Below are 22,095 nucleotides of genomic sequence, written 5' to 3' on the forward strand. Positions count from 1 at the left end.
TGCCGTCGAAGAACCTCCGGGGACCCTCCTGGCGCCACGCCTGAACGCGGAAGCGCCAGGATCGGCCGCCGGACGAGCGCGAACCAAACAAGGGGCTTCCCGGTGTCGGACGAATCCCCCGCAGTACAAGCAAAAGCCTGTCCTGCGAGGGAGCGCCTTCTCTTCCGGGAAGCCCCTCTCCTTCTATAATCAGCTTAATGGCCGTTCTCCGAATCGCCGTCGCTGCCGAAGCGGCCCAGCCGCTCCAGCGCAAGCTTGTACCCGTCGTTGCCGTAGTTCAGACACCGCTTCACGCGGGAGATCGTGGCCGTGCTCGCTCCCGTCTCCGTCTCGATCTGGTTGTAGGTATTGCCTTTGCCGAGCATGCGCGCGACCTCGAGACGCTGCGACAGCGATTGAATCTCGTTGACCGTGCACAGATCGTCGAAAAAAACATAGCATTCCTCCACGCTCTTCAGCGTCAGAATCGCCTCGAACAGTTGATCTATCGATTTATCGTTCAGCTTCTTCAATTGCATGCGCTCTCATCCTTTCTCCCGTCCGATGCGCCGTCCGGCAGCCGAACCGCCGCCGTCGACTCGTCCCTCACATCGATCCCGCATTGGTTCCATTGTACTGCGAAGCCCACAACAGTTCAAGCGTCACCGTATTCACGCATTACAGAAGTAAAATCTATCAGAGATCGGGCATTCGTCCATTCCGAAGGCTCCCGCCCGGCATATTCTATCGAGAAGAAAGGTGTGATTCTATGGCCGATCCGCAATCTCCTTCCGTTCACAGTTGGGGGCCGGGGTTCGGACAACAGGATTTCCCCGGCATCGGCGGCGCGTTCTCCGGGCCACCCGCCGTTATAGATGATGCGGTCATGCCCATGCAGGCGCCGGTCGCCCCCGCAGCCAAAAGCGCGCTCCCCTTCAACCTCTCCAACCTCGGCGATCTCAAAACCATGTTCGATCGCCTGGGCGGCATCGACGGGATTCTCTCCACGATGGGCAAGGTCCAGAAATTCGTGTCCACGATGCAGCAGGTGACCCCCATGCTGAAGCTGTTCCTCGGCAAAGGAGGCACGGCCGTCACAGCTAACGCGAAGAGAGCCCGCAGAAAGAAGAACAGACGGCCCGCGCCCCGCGCCAAAGCGCGCAAAAGACGCCCGGCCAAACGGCGTTAGCCGGCGGCGTCCGCATTCAAAAAAAGAGGCTATCCCCGGGATTAGCCTCTTCTTCTTGTTACCGCTCGTATTCCAGAAACGGGTCGGGAATGCGGATGGCGTGCGCCTCCGCATCGCTGACTCCCGTGTAGAGCGTGGCGGTCCCGTCCTCGTGGCGGACAAGTCCGCCGCTGAAGATGACGTCCTGCAGATCCGGCCGTTTGGCCGGTCCGTCGGGAAACATCGCCCGCGTCGCGATCAGCTTGATCTGCGTATACCGATGATTGTCCGGGTTGTAGACGAACACCATCGGATAATAGTGCCGGATGTTGAACTCCTCCATCCAGGCGATATGTCCGAGCACGCCGATCAAGCCGCCCTTCAGCAGATGGGCTTCGTTCGCTCCTCCCCATTCCTCCGGCAGGAACTGATGGCGGAGCAGCCTCGCTCCGTTGATCGCCTCTTCCGTCAAATCGTCCAACGTCTCGATTTCGGTATACCCGATGAGCGCGCGGGCGCCGTCCACCATCATCGGGCGAGTAAACACGCCGATCCGGCCGTTATCCCGCTCGATCAGGCGAATATCCTTCATCGTCAGCGGCCCCTTGGCGAAAGGAACGAGGTCGTTGACGGAAGCGCCGCGGTAAAACACCGTGCGCCATGAAGTGACGACGTGCGGATCGTCCGCGTCGAAGCTAACCTCGACGCCGCCGAACACCAGCTCCTCGCCCACGAAGGTGAAGAACGGATCCTGGAGCGCGAAGACGGGAGCGCCGCTGCGCGGCACCCATGCGCCCTGCCGTTCGACGAAAAACATAACCTCCGACGATTCCTTGTCGCGATCCTCCACCCGTCCCGCGATGACCGGCTCTCCCCGGTCCAGGAACGGAGCGCTAATATTGTACACATCGCGGCTGCCGACTCCCGAGAAGACCAGCTTCTCTCCTTCGAATGCCGGTTGGCCCGCGAGAAATTCCGCCAACAATTCGATCGTCGGTTTCGCCTGTTCCGCATACGCAAGCATGGAGAGTCCTCCTGACTGGACAGAGATGGCAGCTTCTTCACTCCATTGTAGCAATCTCGGGCGTTCAGGGGTGTCATCCCGCGCCTCGTTCCGGCGGATTACGGGGTTCAGTGCATGAACAGGGCAAGCACGTAATACGTCAAGGCGGCCAGCACGGAGACGATCGGAATCGTAATGACCCAGGTCATGACGATTCGCCCGGCCATGCTCCACTTGACGCTGGAAAACTTCTTCGCGGAGCCGACGCCCAGAATCGACGAAGTAATCGCATGGGTCGTGCTCACCGGGAAGTGAGTCAGCGTCGCGCCGAGAATGACCGAAGCGGAAGCGAGGTCGGCCGAGAACCCGTTGATCGGTCCGATTTTGAAGATCTTCGTTCCCATCGTCTTGATAATCTTCCATCCGCCAAGCGAAGTTCCGAGCGCCATCGCGAACGCCGCGGACAGCTTAACCCAGAGGGCGATCTCCAGATCCGACTGAAGATTCGCCGCCACGAGCGCCATCGTGATGATCCCCATCGCCTTCTGCGCGTCGTTCGTGCCGTGGGTGAACGCCTGGAATGCCGCCGTCATCACCTGGCCGCCCCGGAACACTTTATTGACATGATGAGGACTGGTGTTCGCGAAAATGTGCTTCAGTATAAACATGATGCAGAAGCCCAGCGCGAAAGCGATCAGCGGAGATAATATAAGGCCTTGAAGAATGGAAGAGAATCCCGAATAGTTAATGCCGCTCCAGCCTTCGGAGGCGACGGCCGCCCCCGCCAGCGCTCCGATCAGCGCATGGGAAGACGAGGAAGGGATCCCGAACCACCAGGTAATCAAGTTCCAGGCGATGGCCGCGACGAGCGTCGCTATTACGACGGTAAGCCCGTGCTCGAGCTGGAATGGATCGGTAATCTTGCCCCCGATCGTCTTGGCCACTCCCGTGAAGCTTAGCGCTCCGACCAGGTTCATGACCGACGCTAGAATAATCGCCCGCCGAGGCGTTAACGCCCGGGTGGATACCGAAGTAGCGATCGCGTTGGCTGTGTCGTGAAACCCGTTAATAAAATCGAAGCCGAGCGCAAGAACGACTATAATGACAACCAACCACATAATATAATCCATGATATTCTATTCCGTCCCCGCTTGCGCCGATCAAGAATTGCGCATAATGATGGATTGAAGCGTGTTCGCGACGTCTTCGCAGGAATCCGTTGTCTGCTCGAGCCGCTCGTAGATTTCCTTGTGCTTGATAAGCTCTATCGGATCGGTGGCGTTCATGAACAAGTTTTTGATCCCTTGACGCATCAGATCGTCGCCCTCGTTCTCCAACTCGTTGATGTTAACGCAGTGAGGCTGGATCGCCAGCAGCTTCTTCTGGCTGAGCAGATAGATGGCCGACTGGATTTCTTTCGCGCTCCGCTTCAGACAATCGCCGAACTTCCGGATGTACGGATCGGCCTTCGTAATCTGGTACATCTCGAAGCGGGAAGCGCAAGCTTCGATGCCGTCCAGCACGTCGTCCAGCTTTTTGATCAGCTCCATAATATCTTCCCGCTCGATCGGCGTGATGAAGGTTTTATTCAGCTCGGTAAGAATAATGTGCGTGCACTTGTCTCCCTTATGCTCGAACTCCTTCATTTCCCTGGCGAACGCGGTGACGTCGGGAAAATCTCCGTTAACCGCGGCTGTAAAATGCTCGACCGTCTCTACGATAATATCCGACATTTCCTGCAGCGTCTTAAAAAAAATGTCCTTTTTCCGAAACACGGATAGCCCTTCTTTCCCCTGTATGTACCTGGCAAAAGTTTACACTCCGTTAATATTGCGATAACGTTGCGTTAACCTAATTATTTTATCACATGCCGGACGAGCATGGTACAGCTTACTTTCGACACTTTTCATTTTTTTTATTCCAGTAAAAGCCTTTGCTGGAGCAGCCGCGATTGTTCCGCAGGTATGCAGCTGGCTTGACTAGCCTTCCCCTAGCCGAGCCGCTTCTATGCGCGCCGATGATGCCCGGGAAAAAGAAAAAGAACCTCGTCTCCGTCCTTCGACGGAAATCGAGGTTCTGGTCCTGCAGATTACTGATAGGTCACGTGCTTGTCCAGCGGACTGGAGGTCGGAACGACGTGGTAGTACGTCACGCCCGGGACGAAGGGCAGCTCCTGACCGTCCTTCACAAGCCGAATGACGTCGCCTTCCCTTCGCTCCCATTGGCAGGCAATCGCCTTGCCCTGCTGGAACAGAATCGCTTCTCCGCCCCGGTCCAGGTCCACCGCCAGCCGTCCGACGTCGTCCTGAATATCGTGCTTGGCGGACAGCACGACCAGATTCGCCGCCGTCAGCTGCTCGTCGTTGTTTTTGTCCATGTGAGGCTCGTCGTTGATCGAGCGCTTGTACAGGCCTGAGACGCCGTCGTAAGCGTACGAGACCTTGTAGCTGGACAGCAGAAACTTGATGTCGATTTTCTCAGCAGCCTCGGCCGCAGACAACGCCGGCGGATGGTCGCTGAACGTCATGGCCGGCACGTTCGCCGCGCTGCCGTAATTCCGCTTCTCCGCTCCCTGACGAAGCTGCTCCAGCGTCGAGTAGACGTTGTGCGGCATCTTGCGGGACTTGTCGCGGTAGAAGTAGGCGCCCGCATTCGTAATTTCGTCCAGGTGCTCCTTTTTCTGCTTCTGAAGAATGGCGAACCCGTCGTTGCTCGCTCCGGCATGGACGAGCACTCCGCCGTAGAACTCGCCAACCTGAATATAATAAGGACGAATGCTGCGGATCGGCCCGATCGGATCGGTAAACTCCTTGCTCTGGAATACCGCGACAAAGCGCGTGATGCCCCCTTCGGCCAGCAGCTCCCATACGACGTCGGCCTGGGTCATGCCCGATTGCGGCCTGGCCGGCGCAAGGTTGTTGATCATGACCGAGAACGGCCGGTTCGTCACTTCCCTCTCCGCCGGCATTCCCGTTAGCGGGGCCAGAAAAGAGGGGGTCGGGGACGGCGAGTCGCTCGGAGAACCGGAAGCGCTTGCGGACGGCAGCGGAGTCTCGACCGGGGGCGCTTTCGTCTCCTTGCTTCCTCCGCAGGCGGTCAACCCTACGATCGCCGCGGCCAGCGCGAGCCCTATCGCGATTCGCATTCGTTGCGTCATGCTCATTCTCCCTTTCGCGTATATGTACTCTATCATTAAACCATATAGAGCACATCGGGAAAAAGAGCCGCGCTTCCCTTTTTCGACAAAGGAGCGGAAAAAAGCGAATAAAATGGCTCGCGAAGCGCCCTCGCCCTGTCGGCTTTCAGCCGATTACCCTTTTACAGCTCCCGAGGACAAGCCTTGAATAAAATACTTTTGCAAAAACAAGAAAACCGCGACCATTGGCAGCATTCCGAGCAGCGCGCCAGCCGCTACCCATCCGATATTGCTGTTATACTGGGCGAAAAACTGGGACAAAGCGACGGTAATATTATGCACTTTAGAGCTCTGCAGGAAAAATACCGAAAATTGATAATCGTTCCAAATCCAAACCCCCGTAATGATAATGCTCGAAGACGTGACCGGCTTTAATAACGGCATGATGATTCTGAAGAAAAGCTCCGCTCGCCCGGCTCCGTCCAACATCGCCGCCTCGTCCAGTTCGCGAGGGATCGTGCTGATAAACCCGGTATAGAAAAAGATGGTTATCGGGAGCTGAAAGGTGACATGAAGCAGAATAACCCCCCAGAACGTATTCATGCCGCCCATGTCCACCATAATGTTATAAAGCGGCACCAGTATGCTCAGCGGAGGCACAATTAAAGCGGATACAAAAATAACGTAAATTTTCTTATTGAATTTTGTCGGATAACGCGCTAAGGGATAGGAAGCGATCGAGCCAAGAAGCACCAACAAGATGACGGCTAAAGCCGTTATGACGATATTGTTGAAGAACACCCTTCCCAGATTGGCATGTTCCCATGCGTTCGTGAAATTGTCGAGAAACACGTAACCCGGAACAGACCAGCTCGAGCTGTAGTCGTCGGCCTTCTTAAACGAGCTCGTGATAAGAATGTAGAACGGAATAATATGAACGATGCATATCGCCAAGGAAAGGAAGGTCAGCCCTCTAGTCTTCAAGCGTGTACCTCCTTACTTTTCAAGAAACGAAGAATCGCAAAGCTGATAACCGAAATCAGCACGAATAGCAATATTCCCAGAGACGAAGCGTAGCCGGCATCCTGTTTGGCAAAGTACAGTTGGTACATCATTGTCGATAAGGATTGGGAAGCATAGCCGGGACCGCCGTTCGTCAAGGCGATAATGACATCGAATAGCTTCAACCCCAGAATTAAGTTAATCATGACGCTGATCGTGATCGCGGGCGTCAACAAAGGGATGACCACATGCGCTAATTGTTTGGATTTGGACGCGCCGTCGATTTCGGCCGCTTCGTAATACTCTTTGGATATCGATTGTAATCCGGCCAAATAAATGATCATCGAAATGCCGAGAAATTGGTACGTGTTGACAAGCGTGATGATCCATACATTTAATTGAGGGTTTGCCAGCAAGTTTAACTTCGTGTCCGAAAAAAGCAAAAACAGGTCGTTTGCGGCTCCGCCGTTGTAGCGGAAAATATAGTACCATATATATCCCATGATCAACGGGCTGATAATGACCGGGAGATAAACGATCATTCTGGTATACTCTTTGGTACGAATCCCCTGATTGAGCAATAAAGCATAAAAAAAGCCGATCACGTTTTGCAGAATCGTGCTCCCTGCGCCGAATATCAACGTGTTCTTGATAATAAGCCAAGTATTCCTGTCCTGGATCATTCTCTTATAATTGTCCAGGCCTATCCACTCGAAACGGGGCGAGAATCCATTCCAGTTCGTTAGAGACAGTTGGAGCCCCTTAAAAAAGGGATAAAAAATAAAGATGACAAACAAAATAAGCGCGGGCACATACATCATATTAACGGCCAGGGTAGAATTAGGGCCAAATAAATTTCTGCGATTCCTCACGATATTCCCAACCTTCCCTCCCCGAGGTTTAAGGCGATAAGTTCGACGGCTGTCGACAGCTCGTCGAACTTATCGCGGGAAAACCATCCAGATTATTGTTCCTGCTTTAGAAGCCTTTCATATTCTTCCGCCATTTTCTCGGAGTATTGCTCGGGCGTGATTCCCCCCGCGATCAAATCTTCTCCCAGCTTGCACATCGGATCGAACATTCCGTTAGGCAGCCATTCGCGATCGAAGTAAGGGAATACCCGCACGTCCTTGTACTTGTCCAGATAGGGGCTTAAATATAAATCCGCCTCCACGTCCTGGATTCCCGGAAGAAGGCTTGTGGCCTCGGATAACTTTTTAAGATTTTCGGTTTGGGCGACGAATTCCAGAAGCTTCTTCGCCTCATCCTTATGGGGCGTGTCCTTCCAAACTCCCATCGTATTGCGCTCGCCTCCGGAGAAGGAAGGACCGTCTCCTTCGACGATCGCCGGAATCGGCATCAGCCCCGCGTTTAATTCCGGGTTGATCGATCTTGCGGTGGACAGAACAAGCGGAGGCGCGACGACGAAAGCTACCTTTCCTTGGGCGAACTGCTGCGTCGTATCGGATTGCTTGGCCGTAAGCAGGTCCACGTTCGACAAGCCTTCCTTGTGCATTTGAGCGAACGTCTCGGGCAAGAACGTCCAGTTGGACCATTCGAACTTCTTGTCCTTAAAGTCCTGCTGGAAATTATCCGCGGGTGAAATCAATAACGGGTTCGCCATGAAAATAAACCAATACCCTAACGTATAATTGTCCAGTCCGGCGAAATGGAAGGGAGTGATTTCTCCGCCGCTTCGTTCCTTGATCTCTCTCGCGGCATCCATCAACTCTGCATGCGTTTCGGGAACGGCGATATCGTATTGCTTTAAGATATCCTCGTTGTACACGATGCCGTCCTTGGATTGATTCAACGGCAAAGCGTAAACCTTCCCCTCTTCGTCCGTAACGTAGGGCTCGATCGAGGGCAGTAATTTCGAAGCCCACGGCTCGCTTCTCAGATCCTCCAGATAGTCGCCGTATCTGACTTTAGCCCACCCGTGCGTGTCGAAGATATCCGGCAGGTCTCCGGAAGACATTCTGACCTTCATAAGGTTCTCGTACTCGGCCCCGGGAAACTGGAGATCGACTTTAATGTTCGGGTTCTGAGCTTCGAATTGTTGAACGACTTCCGTGTACGCGTCTTTCTCGACTTGGCTCGACATGAGGCTCAAGACGGTCAGATTAACGGTTTTTCCCCCATCGTTGGAGCCCCCGTTGTCGCCCGAATTCGCCTTGCTGCACCCCGCCGTCACGACAAGAGCCGCGACGATGAAAGATATAGCGATACGCTTCATAGATTAACCCCCCTGTAGTTAAAACATCCTTAAAACTGCGGCAGCCATTGTTTCTGGGCTTCGAACATTTCGGTGACCAGGCCGTCGATCTCGTCCAACGAACAGCAAGCGCTCGTCAATGGATCCATCTTCACGGCTTGATAGATCAGATCGCGATCTTTACGGATATGCGCCTCGATGGCCAGCTGCTGTACGTTTACGTTCGTGCGAATCAATGCGGCAAGCTGTTCCGGCAGTTCGCCGACGTGACAAGGATGGATGCCCGTCGTATCGACGAGGCAAGGCACCTCGACGCAGCAGTTATGCGGGAGATTCGGAATCAAGCCCTGATTCATCACATTGCCGTTAATTCTTCTCACGGTGTTGGTCTCCAGGGAATGGATGATTTCCACGCCGTATTCGAGCGAACGACTTACCGGAATACGTTCGTTCTCCTGCAATTGCTTCTCGATATCGGTGTAGTAGTTTTTCAGTTCAAGCTGGCAATCCCGCAGATAGCCGCCCGTTCTTCCGAAATCGAATTCCTGCTCCCTGCCGTCCGTGAATTTCGCGACCAGCTTCTCCAGCAGATCCGGCCTTTTGCGGAAATAAGGATAATATTCCGAGCCGTGGCTGCTGGATTCGGTCGGATAGTAACCGAAATTCTTCATCATGTCGAATCTGACGGGATCCTGGCCGTAAATCGAAGGATCGTTAAGCTTTTCGAATAGCAGCGGGTACGCATCCTTCCTGTTCCAATCGAATTTCAGGAACCAGGAAACGTGGTTAATGCCGGCGACCCAGAACGTGACCTCTTCATAAGGAATGTTAATATACTCGGCAAGCGCCCTGGAGGTTTTCTGCACGCTATGGCATAGACCGATGGTTTGGATAGGCGACAGCCTGTTCATCGCGCCCGTCAAGATCGCCATCGGATTCGTATATTGCAGGACCAAGGCGTTCGGGCTGAGCTCCTCCAATTCCTTGTAGATCTCGGAGATGACCGCCAAGTGGCGCATGCCCCGGAACACGCCGCCCGGACCGACGGTGTCGCCGACGCACTGTTCCACCCCGTATTTCCGCGGGATCTCGATATCGAGTTCATAAGCTTCCAGACCGCCGACTTGGATTGTAATCAGTACATAGTCCGCTTTGTTCAGAGCTTCCCTGCGGTCGGTCGTAGCCGCGATGGAAATATTCGACTTTTCCTGCCTGACCATTTTCTCGGCCAGCTTTTTAACTTTGTCCAGCCTCTTGGCGTCGATGTCCATCAAGCAAACCTCGGAACCGTCCAATTCGGGATAGGTCAGAAGGTCTCCTAACAAGTTTCGGGTGAACACAGCGCTTCCCGCGCCGATAAAAGTGATTTTAGGCATGGTCAAAAGCTCCTTTGATGTGGGGTTACACGAATGTTCCAACAATGAAACCGATTACAAATTTGAACGATCCTGCGCACTCTCCGATAGCTTGAGCTCCGATTTCTCCGCCGCCATTCCCACCCCCGCTTTTTCATACATCCGGATGTTTAAATTCATCATAATCGATCAAAGTCATTATTACAAGTTTAAATATTATTTTAAAAATAATCTAACTTGTACGTATAAGTTAAAACGACCCCAGGAGTCGCTAAAACCCTGAAGTCGTCTATGGCAGCAAGCTTTATCAGACGGGATAAGGAGCGGTCGAATTTCGTACGATTAGCTCAGGAGCATAAACCATCGATTGGACATCCCTTCCCCCTTTCGTAAGTTCGATAATCATTTTCGCCGCATCCTCCCCCATCATGGCTTTCGGATGCTTGATCGTCGTAAATTTAACTTCATTCATTTGGGCAAAGTGCGAATCGTCGAATCCGACCAGAGAAATATCTTCGGGGACCCGCAGCCCCAGCTTTCGGATCTCGGCGTAGACATGGAAAGCCACTTCGTCGTTATAGCAGAAAATCGCCGTAGGCCTCAAGGCTTCTTCCTGCAGCAGCAATCGCATGATTTCCTCTTTGGGATTGGCGTATTGCTCTTTCGTCACGTAGGTGATGACCATGTTCGGACTCATCTCCAGCTTGGCTTCCCTGTGAGCCCTGATAAATCCCTTCATCCGGCCTCCCCCTTGAAGCTCGTCCGTCTTGAAGATGCCGGCAATTCGTTTATGCCCTAGCTGAATTAAGTGCTCGGTCGCCTTGAAACCTCCCAATTCATCGTCCATGGTTAGGCTTAAAGGGCTCAATTCCGGATAAAACGCATTGATCATCACATAAGGAATCCCGCTATTTTCAATGTTTAGATAGTAGCCGATGTTCGGATTGGTAATCGCGCTTTTGGTAGGCTCGACGATCAATCCGTCCACACGCCTCGTTAAAATATTTTGAAGACATTTTTTCTCCTGCTCCATGTTATGGTTCGTGCTGGCCAACAAAATGGAGTAGCCCTTTTCGCTGAGGTAGGATTCAGCCCCGCGAATAATCGAAGGGAATATTCCGTCTCGAATGTAGGAAGTAATGATGGCGATCGTTTTATGACTCTGGTTGTCCTTCATCGTTTTCGTTCGATCCGCGCAGAAAGTCCCCCTTCCCTGCTCCCTGTACAACCAGCCTTCGTTTTCCAGTTCCCCGACCGCCTGCCTGATCGTTTGTCTGCTGACATTGAATCGTTTTATCAAATCGGTTTCGGAACCGATTTTTTGATTGGGAATAATCTTTCCTTCCAAGATATCGGTCCTGATCGATTCCTTCACCCGTTCGTACTTCGGCGCCAAGAACATTCACTCCTATTTTCAACTTATACGTACCATTATACTCCACTTCTTTCACATATGATAATAATATTGTTTCCAACAGATTCCCCATAAGGCGCGCGCTCCTGTATGCAAGGGGGGCATTCGTACAAAAAAAGCAAGCTTGAGGGGGCGCCTCCCTCAAACTTGCGTCCAATCTTGCTTTCGTATCCGCCATCTCTATGCCGCTGCTCTTCTAGCCTTCGCGCTTTCTGGCATTTCCATAGCGCACCGCGCGATTTTCGCTCCGGCGAATAAGCCGGATCAAACCTCGTCCCACAGCCTGCGGACGTTGGCCAGACCGATGGCCGTTCCTTCCCGGCTCTCCTCCATGCCTTCGAACTCCAACGTTAGATAGCCGTCGTAGCCCGACCGCTTGATCAGCCGCAGCAGACTCCGAACCGGCAGATCTCCCTGACCGAAGATTGCGCCTCTTAGGAAGTGGCCGTTCGCGGTGCGAAACCATTTGCCCTCGCCGGGATCCTGGTCCGCCATGCGATAATAGAAGTCTTTCACGTGCACGATGGAGGCGAGGGGCAGATTTTTGGAGACGCCGATCAGCGGAGCCTCATCGACGCACAGGAAATTGCCGATGTCCAGCACCGTCCGGAAATTCGGGCGATTCACCTCGGCGATCACCCGCTGGACGCGATCGCTGTGCTGCACGCCCCAGCCGTGGTTTTCGACGTTCGTCGCAATGCCGCGTTCGGCGGCGTAATCGGCGATCCGGCGGCTGCCCTCCACGATCCGGGGCAGAACCTTCTCGAAATGGGCGATGCCGGCCTCCTCCTGAGGAATCGTGAACGGCACGACGTCGTGCCGCATCGAGCGGATGCCCATTCTCGCCAGCAAGTCGACATGGCTCTTCAAGCGCTCAACTTCGGCCTGGAAGTCCTCCTCCGAATCATGAGCGAAGTTGGCCGGCAGCGCGTAATTCGACAGCGCGAGCCCCAGCTGCTCGGCTTTGCGGCGCACCCGCTCCGCCAGCTCCTCGTCGTCGACGAGCGAATATCCGTAAGGCACGAGCTCGACATGCTCGCAGCGATGCTCCTTGGCCCATTCCAGCACGTCGAGGACGGTCATCTCCCCTCCGCGCAGCTTATCGACCAGACAGTACGTGCTCATTCCCAGCTTCATTTTCGATGCGCTCCTTTCCGGTGTCCGTTCGATTGATAACCTTTCAGGTTCCCATCTTCAGGGAGAAAACGGCTTTGTTCTCGCCGACGGCAGCGCCGTTGTCGTTCCGAATGACCCTGCCGCCGATCCGGTACATGCGCGCGATCGTATCCGCATTGCCGTAACCGATCTGCTCCAGTATGGAGGCGACGATCAGCGGCCACTCCTCCTCCGAGCCGTCGATGACCTTCAGCGCGAAGGCGAGCCGCTCCCGCTTCAGCGCGAAGCAGTAGACGCCTTTCGCTCCGCCCTTGGCCACGATGTTCGGGTCTGCCAGCAGATTCGGGCAGATCAGGTACGGCGCGGAAATCATGTTCGGATAGGCGTTCATCCGTTCCGCCACGCGGGTCGCAGCCGCCCGAAGCGCCGCATCCTCGATCAGGTCCGGGCAAGCGAGCTTCAGGAACGCCTGCGCCATATGGCGCAAGGGCATCCCGAAGACGGGCAGGCCGCAGCCGTCCGTGGCGAGACGGATTTCCCGCCCGGGGAGGCCGGCCAGCTCGGACAAGATCCGGACAATGCGGACCTGCACCGGATGATCCGGAGACGCGTACGATTCCAACGGCAATCCCATGCCGAGACAATAGGCGAGCAGGCCGAGATGCTTGCCGGAGCAGTTATGGTAGACCGCCCTTGCCGGTCCCCGGGCGGCGGCGATCTCGTCCCGCGCCGAGGCGTCGAGCGGATAGGTCGGCTTGCACGCGAACGCCTCTTCGCTCAGTCCGAGCTTGCGCATCATGCTCTCCAGCGCCTCGACATGGTAGGGCATCGCGCGATGGGACGCCATTAGAAGCGTCTGTTCCTCCGGCGTAAAACCGAACCGCTCCGCCATTCCCTCCAGGAAGAAGGGAAGCGCCTGGAACGGCTTGGCCGCCGATCTCATGAAGGTCGCCCATTCGGGGTCGCCCGCCGAGCAGCGGACGCTCCCGTTCGCATCCACTCCGGCGATGTGGCCGCAATGAAGGTTTTCCAGATACCCTCCGCGGTACTCCTTCAGCAGCGGCGCCGCTTGAACGCTGTCCTCGTAACCCGCAGTCGATGCGGGGAATTCCTCCGCTTGCATCATAAGCCTCCTTCGAAGTGAAGCGCGGCTCGAGGGGTCAGCCTTTGACCGCCCCTCCGACCAGCCCTTTAATAATATAGCGCTGCACGAACATATAGAGCAGCGTGATCGGCGCGGCCACCAGCGCGGAAGCCGCGAACAGCTGCGGCCAGTTCGCCGAATATTGCGTCTTGAAGAACATCAGCCCGATCGGCAGCGTCCGGCTGTCCGGCGACGACAGATAGACGAGCGGTCCGAAGAAGTCGTTCCAGGAATTAATCGCGATGACGATAATGCAGGTCGAGGTGACCGGCAGCGTCAACGGAATGACGATCTGCCAGAAGATCCGCACCGGCGAGCAGCCGTCGATCATCGCCGCCTCCTCGATCTCCAGCGGGACGGTCTTAAAGAACTGCAAGTACAGGAAGATCGGCAGCGCCATTCCCCCGGCAACCTGAATGACCGACAGACCCAGATGCGTATTCAGCAGCGACAGCTCCCGAAGCAGCAGGAAGGACTGGATCGTTCCGGCGAACCCGGGCAAAATCATGCCGAGCAGGAAATAGGAGAAAAACCAGTCCGACTTCCAGGCTTTGCCGTGCCGCAGCGCATACCCTGCCAGAATGGAGCAGACGAGCGTCGCGGACAAGGACATGGCGAGCACGGACACGCTGTTGGTAAAGTACAGAACCAGACGGCCGACCTCGATCGCCTTCGGATAGTTGCTCCAGTAGTACGTCTCCGGCAGAGCGAGCGGGTTCAGCGTGCCCGACGAATTCTGCAGCGATACGGTCGCCAGCACGAACAGCGGAATGAGAATGGCGGCCAGAAAGACCGCGACGATCGCATAGGATGAAATTCTGGCGACTCTCATTGCTTAACCTCCCATCTGCCGAGCACCCGGATAATCGAGACCGTCACGAGCATAATCAGAATGGACAGAACGATCGCCATCGCGGTTCCGTAGCCCGGCTGCGAGGTTTTGAACGCGAACTGGTAGATCAGCGTCCCGAACACCTGCGTCGAGTTCGCCGGTCCCCCCTGCGTCATGACCCAGATGTGCTCGAACTGCTTCATATTGCCGATAACCGACAGCACCATGTTGACCGTAATAGCGGGCACGAGCAGAGGCAGCGTAATTCGGAAAAACTTCTGCCGCGCGTTGGCGCCGTCGATGCTCGCCGATTCGTAGATGTCGGAGGGAATCCCTTGCAGACCGGCCATGTAGATCATCATCGAGTAGCCGGCGTACTGCCAAATAATGACGAACGAGATCGCATAGATAGCCGTATCCGTACGGCCCAGCCAGTCGATGCCGGCGAGCGTCTCCAGTCCGAGCGCTTCGAAAAACTTGGGAAGGAAGCCGACGAACGGAGAGTACATGTAGCTCCAGATGTAACCGATGACGACCGTATTCAGAATGGCGGGGTAAAAAATGATTGCGCGCATCCAGACGACGCCCCGCAGCTTCTGGTCGAGAAGGACGGCGAGAAAAATGGCGACGACGTGCTGGATGACGATGACGATGACGGACAGAATGAACATGTTGCGGAGCGCGGTCGTGAACAGCGGATCGGAGAAGACGTCGACGAAGTTTTTCAGGCCGATCCAGTTCGCGCTGAAGGAAATCCCTTTCCAGTCGGTAAAGCCGTAATACAGTCCGCTGATAATCGGGCCCGCGTAAAACAACGAATAGAGAAAAAAGGCGGGAGCCAGGAACAGAAGAAAGGTTTTCAGATTCAAAATTCTCATAGGTTCCTCCCGTGTGCACGATATAGGCCGGCGAAGAAGCAAAGACCCGGGCCGATTTCCCGGGTCGGAGCTTTCTGGCGCTGTTGCGTCGACGTCTTACTTGTAGTCCTTCTCTTGCGCCTTCTGCATTTCTTCCATCAGCTTCGCCAAGTCCGGCTTCTGCTTAAGCAGAATTTGCTGCAGCATCGGGAAGTACGCCGGCTCCATCGAAGGCGTCAGGCTCGGGAAGATCGTCGAGATGTTCGATTCGATGCTGCTAGTCAGCTCCGCCGCGATCGGATGATAGGTCGGGGACGTGCCGCCGACGACCGTAACCGCCGACTTCGTATCCTCGGACCACAGCTTGGCGTTCTCCGGATCGGCGATAAACTCCATGAACAGCTTGATTTCCTCTTGCCGCTTGCTCCAGGAAATGCCGGTGAAGATGTTGTCCGAGATCAGGTTGACGACGAGCGGCTCGCCTCCCTTATTGAGCGGGATCGGGAACGCGCCGACCTCGAATTCCTTGAACTCCTCGGTGAACTCGTCCAGCGCCCAGCTTCCCATCGGGTACATGGCGGCTTTGCCTTCCTTGAACACCTGCACGACTTGCGCGTTGCCCAATCCGACCGAGTTTTCGAGGAAATATCCTTTGTCCACCAGTTCGCTCAAAGGGCCGAAGAAATCCGCGAATTCCGGATCGGTCCACTTCTTCTCCCCGGAGGCCAGCTTGTCGAACACGAGAGGGTCCTTGTGCTGGTAAGCGCCGAATTGGCCGCTGGACATAAACTGGGTCGCCCAGGCGTCCTTGCCCCCGGTGACGAACGGCGAAAGTCCGCTCGCCTTGATCTTCTCGCTGACGTCGAGCAGCTCTTCCCAAGACGTCGGAACCTCGAGTCCGAGATCCCGGAACACGTCGCGATTATAGAAGATGACAACGGCATAATAGTTGTAAGGAACGCCGTAGGTCTTGCCGTCCACCGTGCCCAGTTGAACGGCCGATTCGAGGTAGTTGCCCTTCCAGGCTTCATTCGACATATCCATCAGCACGTCTTGGTCCACGTATTCCCTCATCTGGTTCGGGAACATCCAGACGATGTCCATATCCGCTTTGGACACGACCCGCGTCCGAATGACTTCGCGATATTGGTCGGCGATTTGATCCGGCTCAACCGTAATGTAAGGATAGGTTTCTTCGAATTTGTCGATGACCTTCTGGCTAAGCGGGTTCCAGCTCGATATTTTCAGAGTGACGGGCTCCTTGTCGGCGGCCGTTGCGGACGGGCTTGCGCCTGCGCTTCCGGATGACGACGGCTCGGGGCTGGCGCTGTTCCCGCCGCCGCACGCGGAGACGACAAGAGCGACAGCCAGCATGAGGAACAGTATGGCGGATACGCGAGAATGCTTCATTCAAAAACCCTCCCTTTAGTATATAAAAACGGTTACAAGGTTCATTATAGGAGCGGCCCGAACCGCTCGCTATGAACCTTTTATGAGATATTCCGGCTCTGTTTTGCCTATTTTCGCCTGCGCCGGACGTCAGCCGACAAAAAAATGTACGATTATTATGAAATCGTACATCTTTTTGATCTGCCGATTATGAGCCGTTCCGATAATCGAGCGGAGATACCCCGACATATTCCTTGAACAGCTTGCTGAAATAATGGGAATGCGTATAGCCGACCCTCTCCGCCACCTCGTACACTCTCAGATTCGTCTGCCGCAGCAGCTCTTTGGCCAGCTCCATTTTTTTACGAATGACGTAGTCGCTGAAATGGATTCCCGTCTCCTTCAGGAAAATCCGGCTGAGATGGGCGGCGCTGACATGGGCGACCTCGGCGCAGGCCGCCAGGGACACGTCCTCGCAGAAGTGCCGGTCGACATATTCCATCGTCATGCGAACCGCTTGTCCGACCGGGCCTTCCGCTTCCCCGAACTCGCGCAGCAGCTCCGCGTACGCTGCCCTCAGCTGGGAAATATCATGCGCGAGCCCGCCTCCGGAGAAGGCGAGAGAAACATTGAGCAGTTTGGCCAGGTTCTTCTTCAGCTCGGCCAAGTATTCCGCCCACGCCCGCGGTTCGTCCCTGGCCTGCGCCGGAGCCAGCCACAGCAGCTCGTTCGGGCCGTCTTCCGCAACCGGACCGCCCCAGTCATGCGACACGTACTTCTCGATAAAATACTTCGCGGCGGCGTAGCGAGAGCTGTCCCCATGCCGCTTGTCCTCCTTGCCGGCAGACGCTGCGGACAAGCGAATGCCGACGAGCCGGACGCCCTCCGACAGCTCCGGCAGGCCCATCTCGCCGTACTGCCGAACGAGCCGATCCTCATCCTCCTCGGCCGCCCCCGTAAGCAGAGCCTTCAGAAACTCGTTTTTCTCCTTCTCCGTCGAGCCGGCCGCTTCCGGCGCAGGCGTCCTCGTCCGATCCAGATTGTCCAGCACCTTCTCCAGCATCGCGACGATCTCTTCCTGCGCCATCGTCGGCTTGTGCAGGTAATCGGTCACGCCCAGCCGCAAGGCTTCCTGCACATACGGGAAGTCGTCGTAGCTGCTGATGACGATCACCTGAATCGAGCCGTAGCGCTCCTTGATCCTCTTCGTCAGCTCGATGCCGTCCATGACCGGCATGCGGATATCCGTCATGACGATATGAATGTCCTGCTCCTCGATCAGTCTGAGCGCTTCCTCCCCGTTGGACGCCTCCGCCTTCCACACGACGCCGTAGCTCTCCCAGTCGACCAGATGCCGCAGGCCGATCCGGACGATCGGTTCGTCCTCAACGACCAGCATGTGCCACATCGCCATTCTCCTCCCCCGGCTGATAAGGAAGCCGCAAGATCGCCCTCGTTCCCGCATCGGGCTCGCTTTCGAGCGTTAATCCGTAGGACCGTCCGTATCTGAGCCGGATGCGCTCCCTGACGTTCCGCACCCCGATGCTCTCTTCTCCGTCGACGGTCGAGTCGTTCAGTTCGTTCACCTTGTCGGCGCTCATTCCTTTGCCGTCATCCGAGACGACGATCTGCAGCAGCCGTCCCTCCTCGACGACCCCCGCCGACACCTCGATGCGAAGCTGCCCCTCCATGCTTCGCGGACCGTGGAAGATCGCGTTCTCCAGCAGCGGCTGCAGCAGCATGACCGGGACCTGCGCCGATAGCGCAGCCTCCGAGACGTTCCACCGGACGGAGAAGCGGTTCGTGTAGCGCAGCTCCATCAGCAGCGTATACTCCTTGAGCAGCTCGACTTCGTCCCGCATAGAGACGAGATCCTTAACCATCTTCATGTTGGAGTGCAGCAGCCTGCTCAGAGACTGCAGCAGCCGGGCGATATGGTCGGACCGCTGGATCAGCGCGAGCATGCGGATCGAGTTGATCGTATTGTACAGAAAATGGGGGTTGATTCGCGCCCGGAGCGCGTACAGCTCGGCCTTTCTTTTCTGTTTCTCCGACTCCTCGATCGAATTGACCAGCTCGTCCAGATGCGTCACCATCCGGTTGTAACGGGACTGCAGCTGGCCGATCTCGTCTTTTCTCTCGTAAGGGAGAGATACGATCGACTCGAATTTGCCCATCTCCACCTTGCTCATCGAACGGATCAAGCTGCGAATCGGCTTGGACAAGCCTTTGGCCAGAAGCCAGGACAGGCCCGCCGCTCCGACGAAGACGAACAATACGACGAGAATCGTCAAATTTTTGATCGCGGCGCTCTCCTGCAGAAGCTCCTCCCGGTCGACCAGCAGATAGATGGTCCAGCCCGTATAGTCGTTGAACTTCGCGACGCCGTTCCAGGAGCGGCGTTCGCCGTCCACCATCGTCTGCAGGCGCAGGTCGCTCACCGATTCGGAAACCGTCCTGCTTACGCTGCGGGTCCCCGCGTACTTGGAGATGCCGCCGCTCGTTCCCGGGCTCCGCTCCGGCGAATTCAAGGACTCGAGCAGCCTCTCCGTAATTTCCGGGTCCGAGGAATAGACGTAGCCGTCGGAAGCGGCCACGGTAACGTGAACGTTCTTGAAGCTGAGAGAACGAACCGTCTTCTGGATGAACGACGGCTTGATGTCGACGGCCACGACGGCGGCCGGCCGGAAGCTCCGGTCGATCAGCTGCCGCGCGATGGTGATCGTCTTGAACGGCTCCCCGTTGAACTGGGCCTCGTCCCGAAGGCCGGAGATGACCAGTCCGCCGTTCCTCTCGATCGCCTGCTTGTACCACGTCTCCTCGTACGGGTCGTAATCCAGGTTGATCGACTTGTCCCCGCTTGTCCGGTAGCCGTAAATGCTGCCGTTCGTGCCGTAGAACAGCATCCCTTCGATCATCGAGTTGACCGAGGGATACGTGGTGATCAGCTGAATGAGTCGCTGTTGATTGGATAGTTCTCTGAACCCCCATTGCTCTCTGGGAGAATAAGGCGAGGCGATAATCTCGAAGATTTCCTCCGTGGAATAAGGAAGCATGCTGTAGCGGTCGAAATCCTCGACCTGCTTCACCAGCGTATTGTTAAACTGTCCGATAATGACCCGCAAATCCTCGTTAACCCTTTTTTCGAGAGATTCCACCGACTGCCGATACGCGATCAACCCCACGCTGGCCGTGGGGATGACGCATAGCATATAGATCGCGCACAGAAGCTTCGTCTGGTAGCTCAGACCGTTCCACCATCTCATCAGCATCCGCAGCCCACCTCCATCGTGTCTTCTAGGACTAGTTTAACTGTCAGAAGACGAATGCGACAGATCAGGCGCTAACTTTTTTGCGGACAACATAAACCTGACTTTTCTAGATGCTCCAATGCTGCCAATAACCTGACTTCTCTAGATGCTCCAATGCTGCCAATCCTGCTGCCGCTGCTCGTGGCTCGCCAGCCAATCGAGCGTGGACTGGTAAAGCTCGTTCTTATGCGCGCCCTGCGAATACGTATGGTCCGCCTGGAACAGAATGTTCTTGTCGCAGCGTCCTTCCCCGCGCAGCCAGAACGTCTTCTCCAGCAGGAAGCTGTAGTCGACCGGAATAACGTCGTCCGACGTGCCGTGCGCGATGAAGACGTCGCCGTGGAACTTCGACGCCTCCTGGAACGGCTGATGCTGCTGAAGCGATTCGAAGAACTCGGCCTTCAGCTTATAGCCGAGGTAATCCGCCTGCCCCTTCTTGATCGTCTCGTCGTACGCGGAACGCCCTACGATCTTCACGATATCGTTAAACGGATAGGCGACCGGCGACCACAGCGCCAGCGACTTCACGCGGCGATCCTTCGTGCCCGTCAGCAGAGCGACAGCGCCTCCGAGACTATGTCCGAGCAGCGTCACTCTGAGCGGATCCACGCAGTCGAGGCTTAGCCCGTAATCGAGCACGGAGCGCGTCTGCGCGATCATCGAATCGAGTCCGTGCTCGCCGTACACGCCTTCGCTCTCCCCGCACCCGGCGAAGTCGAAGCGAATGACAAGAAAGCCTCTCTTCGCAAGCAGCCGTGCCGCCAGCAGGAACAGCCGGTCTACGCCGACCCGGCTGCCAATGAAGCCGTGGCAGATGACGACGAGCGGCATTTTCTTCTCCGGGCAAGCTCCGTCCCGGTCCGGATAATGGATCGCAGCCGTTAAGGCGAGATTGTCGTGGTAGATCGTAATCGGCTTTTGCATGATGCGCCAACTCCATTTCCATATATCCCGATTAAAATAGTATGAATTAAAGTTAACATCTCCCGATCCTTCTGTCAACCCTCCGGAATCATCCTCTTCAACTCAGGCTAAGCCGTTGTCGTATGCGATCGCGGTGTGTGATCGACGGTGTGCGACCGACGGTGTGCGACTGACGGTGTTCGATCGACGGTGTGCGATCGACGGTATGCGATCAATGGCGTGTATCCTGCCGGCAACGTCTAACGGTTGCAGTGGCGCTTAATCGATCGTTTTCCCGAAAAAGGAAAAGCTAACGGTTGCCACCGCGCTTATTTTGGGAGTATCGAGCGAAACGGCGCGTTTTCAGCTGAAATAGCCGCTGCTGCAACCGTTACAATTTCTATATTGCGAAAATGGCACGATTAGCGGCGCTGGCAACCGTTAGGTTAGCGGGGTTGGCGGGGTTGGCGGGGTTGGCGGGGTTGGCGGGGTTGGCGGGGTTGGCGGGGTTGGCCTGGACTGGCGTAGGTTGGATCGAGTTGACGCAAGTTGGCGTGGGGTGACGCGAGTCTGGCCTTTGTTCGCAACGACCGTCAGGGACTCCGCCGGAGGCTCCTATTGCCATCGCCTCTTGGTTTTCGTAAGTCTCCGAGCAGGTCGGTCCCTCCCATGTTGTCAGGTTACGCCGTTGTCGTATGCGATCGGTGGTATGCGATCGGTGGGCGCATCCTGCCCAACGTCTAACGGTTGCAGTGGCGCTTAATCGATCGTTTTCCCGAAAAAGAAAAAGCTAACGGTTGCCACCGCGCTTATTTTGGGAGTATCGAGCGAAACGGCACGTTTTCGGCTGAAATAGCCGCTGCTGCAACCGTTACAAACTCCGTACTGCGAAAACGGCACGATTAGCCGCGCTGGCAACCGTTACGTTAGCGGGGTGGCGTGTGTTGGCACGGGTAGGAGTGTGATGGCGGGGTTGGCGTGTGTTGGCACGGGTGGGAGTGTGTTGGCGGGGGTTGGAGAGGGCTGGAGTAGGTTGGTGAATTGGCATAGGTTAGCATGGGTTGATGGCTGTCGTGGACTTGTAAGTTGGCATAGGTTAGCGCGGCTTGGGGGGGCTGAAGTGGGCTAATGAATTGGCATAGGTTGGAGTTGTCAAGAAAAGTGCAGTTTGAAAACACACTCATGAAGAAATCCTGTTGCTAGGCTGCTTGTGACAGCATTCTTTCACGATAAATCGATGGGGGCCAGCCCCCTGGATTCGTGGTGTAGAT

The 22,095-nt window shown here is 55.8% G+C and carries 19 protein-coding genes; 1 reads left to right on the plus strand and 18 read right to left on the minus strand.

The genetic code is table 11. The features are described 5' to 3' along the window. Positions 1-194 precede the first annotated feature (194 nt). Positions 195-518: a YerC/YecD family TrpR-related protein gene (locus ACFO3S_RS19025; protein ID WP_378099337.1), complete on the minus strand. Its 324-nt coding sequence runs from the start codon at positions 516-518 to the stop codon at positions 195-197. A 230-nt stretch (positions 519-748) separates the two neighbouring features. Here ACFO3S_RS19025 and ACFO3S_RS19030 point away from each other — a divergent pair, with 230 nt between their 5' ends. Beyond that, on the plus strand, positions 749-1,168 hold the full coding sequence (locus ACFO3S_RS19030) for an aminotransferase (protein ID WP_378099338.1): 420 nt from the start codon (positions 749-751) through the stop codon (positions 1,166-1,168). Positions 1,169-1,226: 58 nt separating this feature from the next. Here ACFO3S_RS19030 and ACFO3S_RS19035 read toward each other — a convergent pair whose 3' ends face one another. From ACFO3S_RS19035 to ACFO3S_RS19115, 17 genes are all read right to left on the minus strand, one after another. Then, positions 1,227-2,171, minus strand: a complete 945-nt coding sequence (locus tag ACFO3S_RS19035) for a DUF1861 family protein (RefSeq protein WP_378099340.1) — start codon at positions 2,169-2,171, stop codon at positions 1,227-1,229. Between the two features lie 107 nt (positions 2,172-2,278). Further along, positions 2,279-3,280: an inorganic phosphate transporter gene (locus tag ACFO3S_RS19040; protein ID WP_378099342.1), complete on the minus strand. Its 1,002-nt coding sequence runs from the start codon at positions 3,278-3,280 to the stop codon at positions 2,279-2,281. A gap of 30 nt (positions 3,281-3,310) precedes the next feature. Next, entirely contained in the window at positions 3,311-3,925 is a 615-nt protein-coding gene (locus tag ACFO3S_RS19045; protein WP_378099344.1) for a DUF47 domain-containing protein, read from the minus strand. A 314-nt stretch (positions 3,926-4,239) separates the two neighbouring features. Then, the gene (locus ACFO3S_RS19050) at positions 4,240-5,307 is read right to left on the minus strand and encodes a DUF3048 domain-containing protein (RefSeq protein ID WP_378099346.1); all 1,068 of its coding nucleotides are present in this window, start codon (positions 5,305-5,307) and stop codon (positions 4,240-4,242) included. A 153-nt stretch (positions 5,308-5,460) separates the two neighbouring features. After that, positions 5,461-6,270 carry a carbohydrate ABC transporter permease gene (locus tag ACFO3S_RS19055; RefSeq protein WP_378099348.1) on the minus strand — a complete coding sequence of 270 codons (810 nt, stop codon included), beginning with the start codon at positions 6,268-6,270 and terminating at the stop codon, positions 5,461-5,463. Further along, positions 6,267-7,109: a carbohydrate ABC transporter permease gene (locus tag ACFO3S_RS19060; protein WP_378099378.1), complete on the minus strand. Its 843-nt coding sequence runs from the start codon at positions 7,107-7,109 to the stop codon at positions 6,267-6,269. The genes ACFO3S_RS19055 and ACFO3S_RS19060 overlap by 4 nt, the downstream gene beginning before the upstream one ends. A 143-nt stretch (positions 7,110-7,252) precedes the next feature. Beyond that, complete coding sequence (locus ACFO3S_RS19065) at positions 7,253-8,524, minus strand: ABC transporter substrate-binding protein (protein WP_378099350.1); 1,272 nt, start codon at positions 8,522-8,524, stop codon at positions 7,253-7,255. A gap of 29 nt (positions 8,525-8,553) precedes the next feature. After that, positions 8,554-9,879 (minus strand): alpha-glucosidase/alpha-galactosidase, encoded by a 1,326-nt coding sequence (gene melA / locus ACFO3S_RS19070; protein ID WP_378099352.1) that lies wholly within the window; start codon positions 9,877-9,879, stop codon positions 8,554-8,556. 286 nt (positions 9,880-10,165) lie between these two features. Further along, positions 10,166-11,233 (minus strand): GntR family transcriptional regulator, encoded by a 1,068-nt coding sequence (locus ACFO3S_RS19075; protein WP_378099354.1) that lies wholly within the window; start codon positions 11,231-11,233, stop codon positions 10,166-10,168. A 303-nt stretch (positions 11,234-11,536) separates the two neighbouring features. Continuing rightward, positions 11,537-12,409 (minus strand): sugar phosphate isomerase/epimerase family protein, encoded by an 873-nt coding sequence (locus ACFO3S_RS19080; RefSeq protein WP_378099356.1) that lies wholly within the window; start codon positions 12,407-12,409, stop codon positions 11,537-11,539. A 43-nt stretch (positions 12,410-12,452) separates the two neighbouring features. Further along, a complete protein-coding gene (locus ACFO3S_RS19085; RefSeq protein ID WP_378099357.1) occupies positions 12,453-13,511 on the minus strand; it encodes an asparaginase in 1,059 nt (352 codons plus the stop codon). Between the two features lie 37 nt (positions 13,512-13,548). Continuing rightward, positions 13,549-14,364: a carbohydrate ABC transporter permease gene (locus ACFO3S_RS19090; protein WP_378099359.1), complete on the minus strand. Its 816-nt coding sequence runs from the start codon at positions 14,362-14,364 to the stop codon at positions 13,549-13,551. Then, positions 14,361-15,242: a carbohydrate ABC transporter permease gene (locus ACFO3S_RS19095; protein WP_378099361.1), complete on the minus strand. Its 882-nt coding sequence runs from the start codon at positions 15,240-15,242 to the stop codon at positions 14,361-14,363. The genes ACFO3S_RS19090 and ACFO3S_RS19095 overlap by 4 nt, the downstream gene beginning before the upstream one ends. Positions 15,243-15,338: 96 nt before the next feature. Then, positions 15,339-16,631, minus strand: a complete 1,293-nt coding sequence (locus tag ACFO3S_RS19100; RefSeq protein WP_378099363.1) for an ABC transporter substrate-binding protein — start codon at positions 16,629-16,631, stop codon at positions 15,339-15,341. Between the two features lie 187 nt (positions 16,632-16,818). Further along, positions 16,819-18,018 (minus strand): response regulator, encoded by a 1,200-nt coding sequence (locus ACFO3S_RS19105; RefSeq protein WP_378099365.1) that lies wholly within the window; start codon positions 18,016-18,018, stop codon positions 16,819-16,821. Continuing rightward, positions 17,996-19,882: a cache domain-containing sensor histidine kinase gene (locus ACFO3S_RS19110; RefSeq protein WP_378099367.1), complete on the minus strand. Its 1,887-nt coding sequence runs from the start codon at positions 19,880-19,882 to the stop codon at positions 17,996-17,998. Before ACFO3S_RS19110 ends, ACFO3S_RS19105 begins: the two co-directional genes overlap by 23 nt. Before the next feature lie 141 nt (positions 19,883-20,023). After that, positions 20,024-20,845 (minus strand): alpha/beta hydrolase family protein, encoded by an 822-nt coding sequence (locus ACFO3S_RS19115; RefSeq protein ID WP_378099369.1) that lies wholly within the window; start codon positions 20,843-20,845, stop codon positions 20,024-20,026. Between the last annotated feature and the right edge of the window lie 1,250 nt (positions 20,846-22,095).

It is taken from the genome of Cohnella hongkongensis, assembly GCF_042654645.1.
Taxonomy (GTDB): Bacteria; Bacillota; Bacilli; order Paenibacillales; family Paenibacillaceae; genus Cohnella; species Cohnella hongkongensis.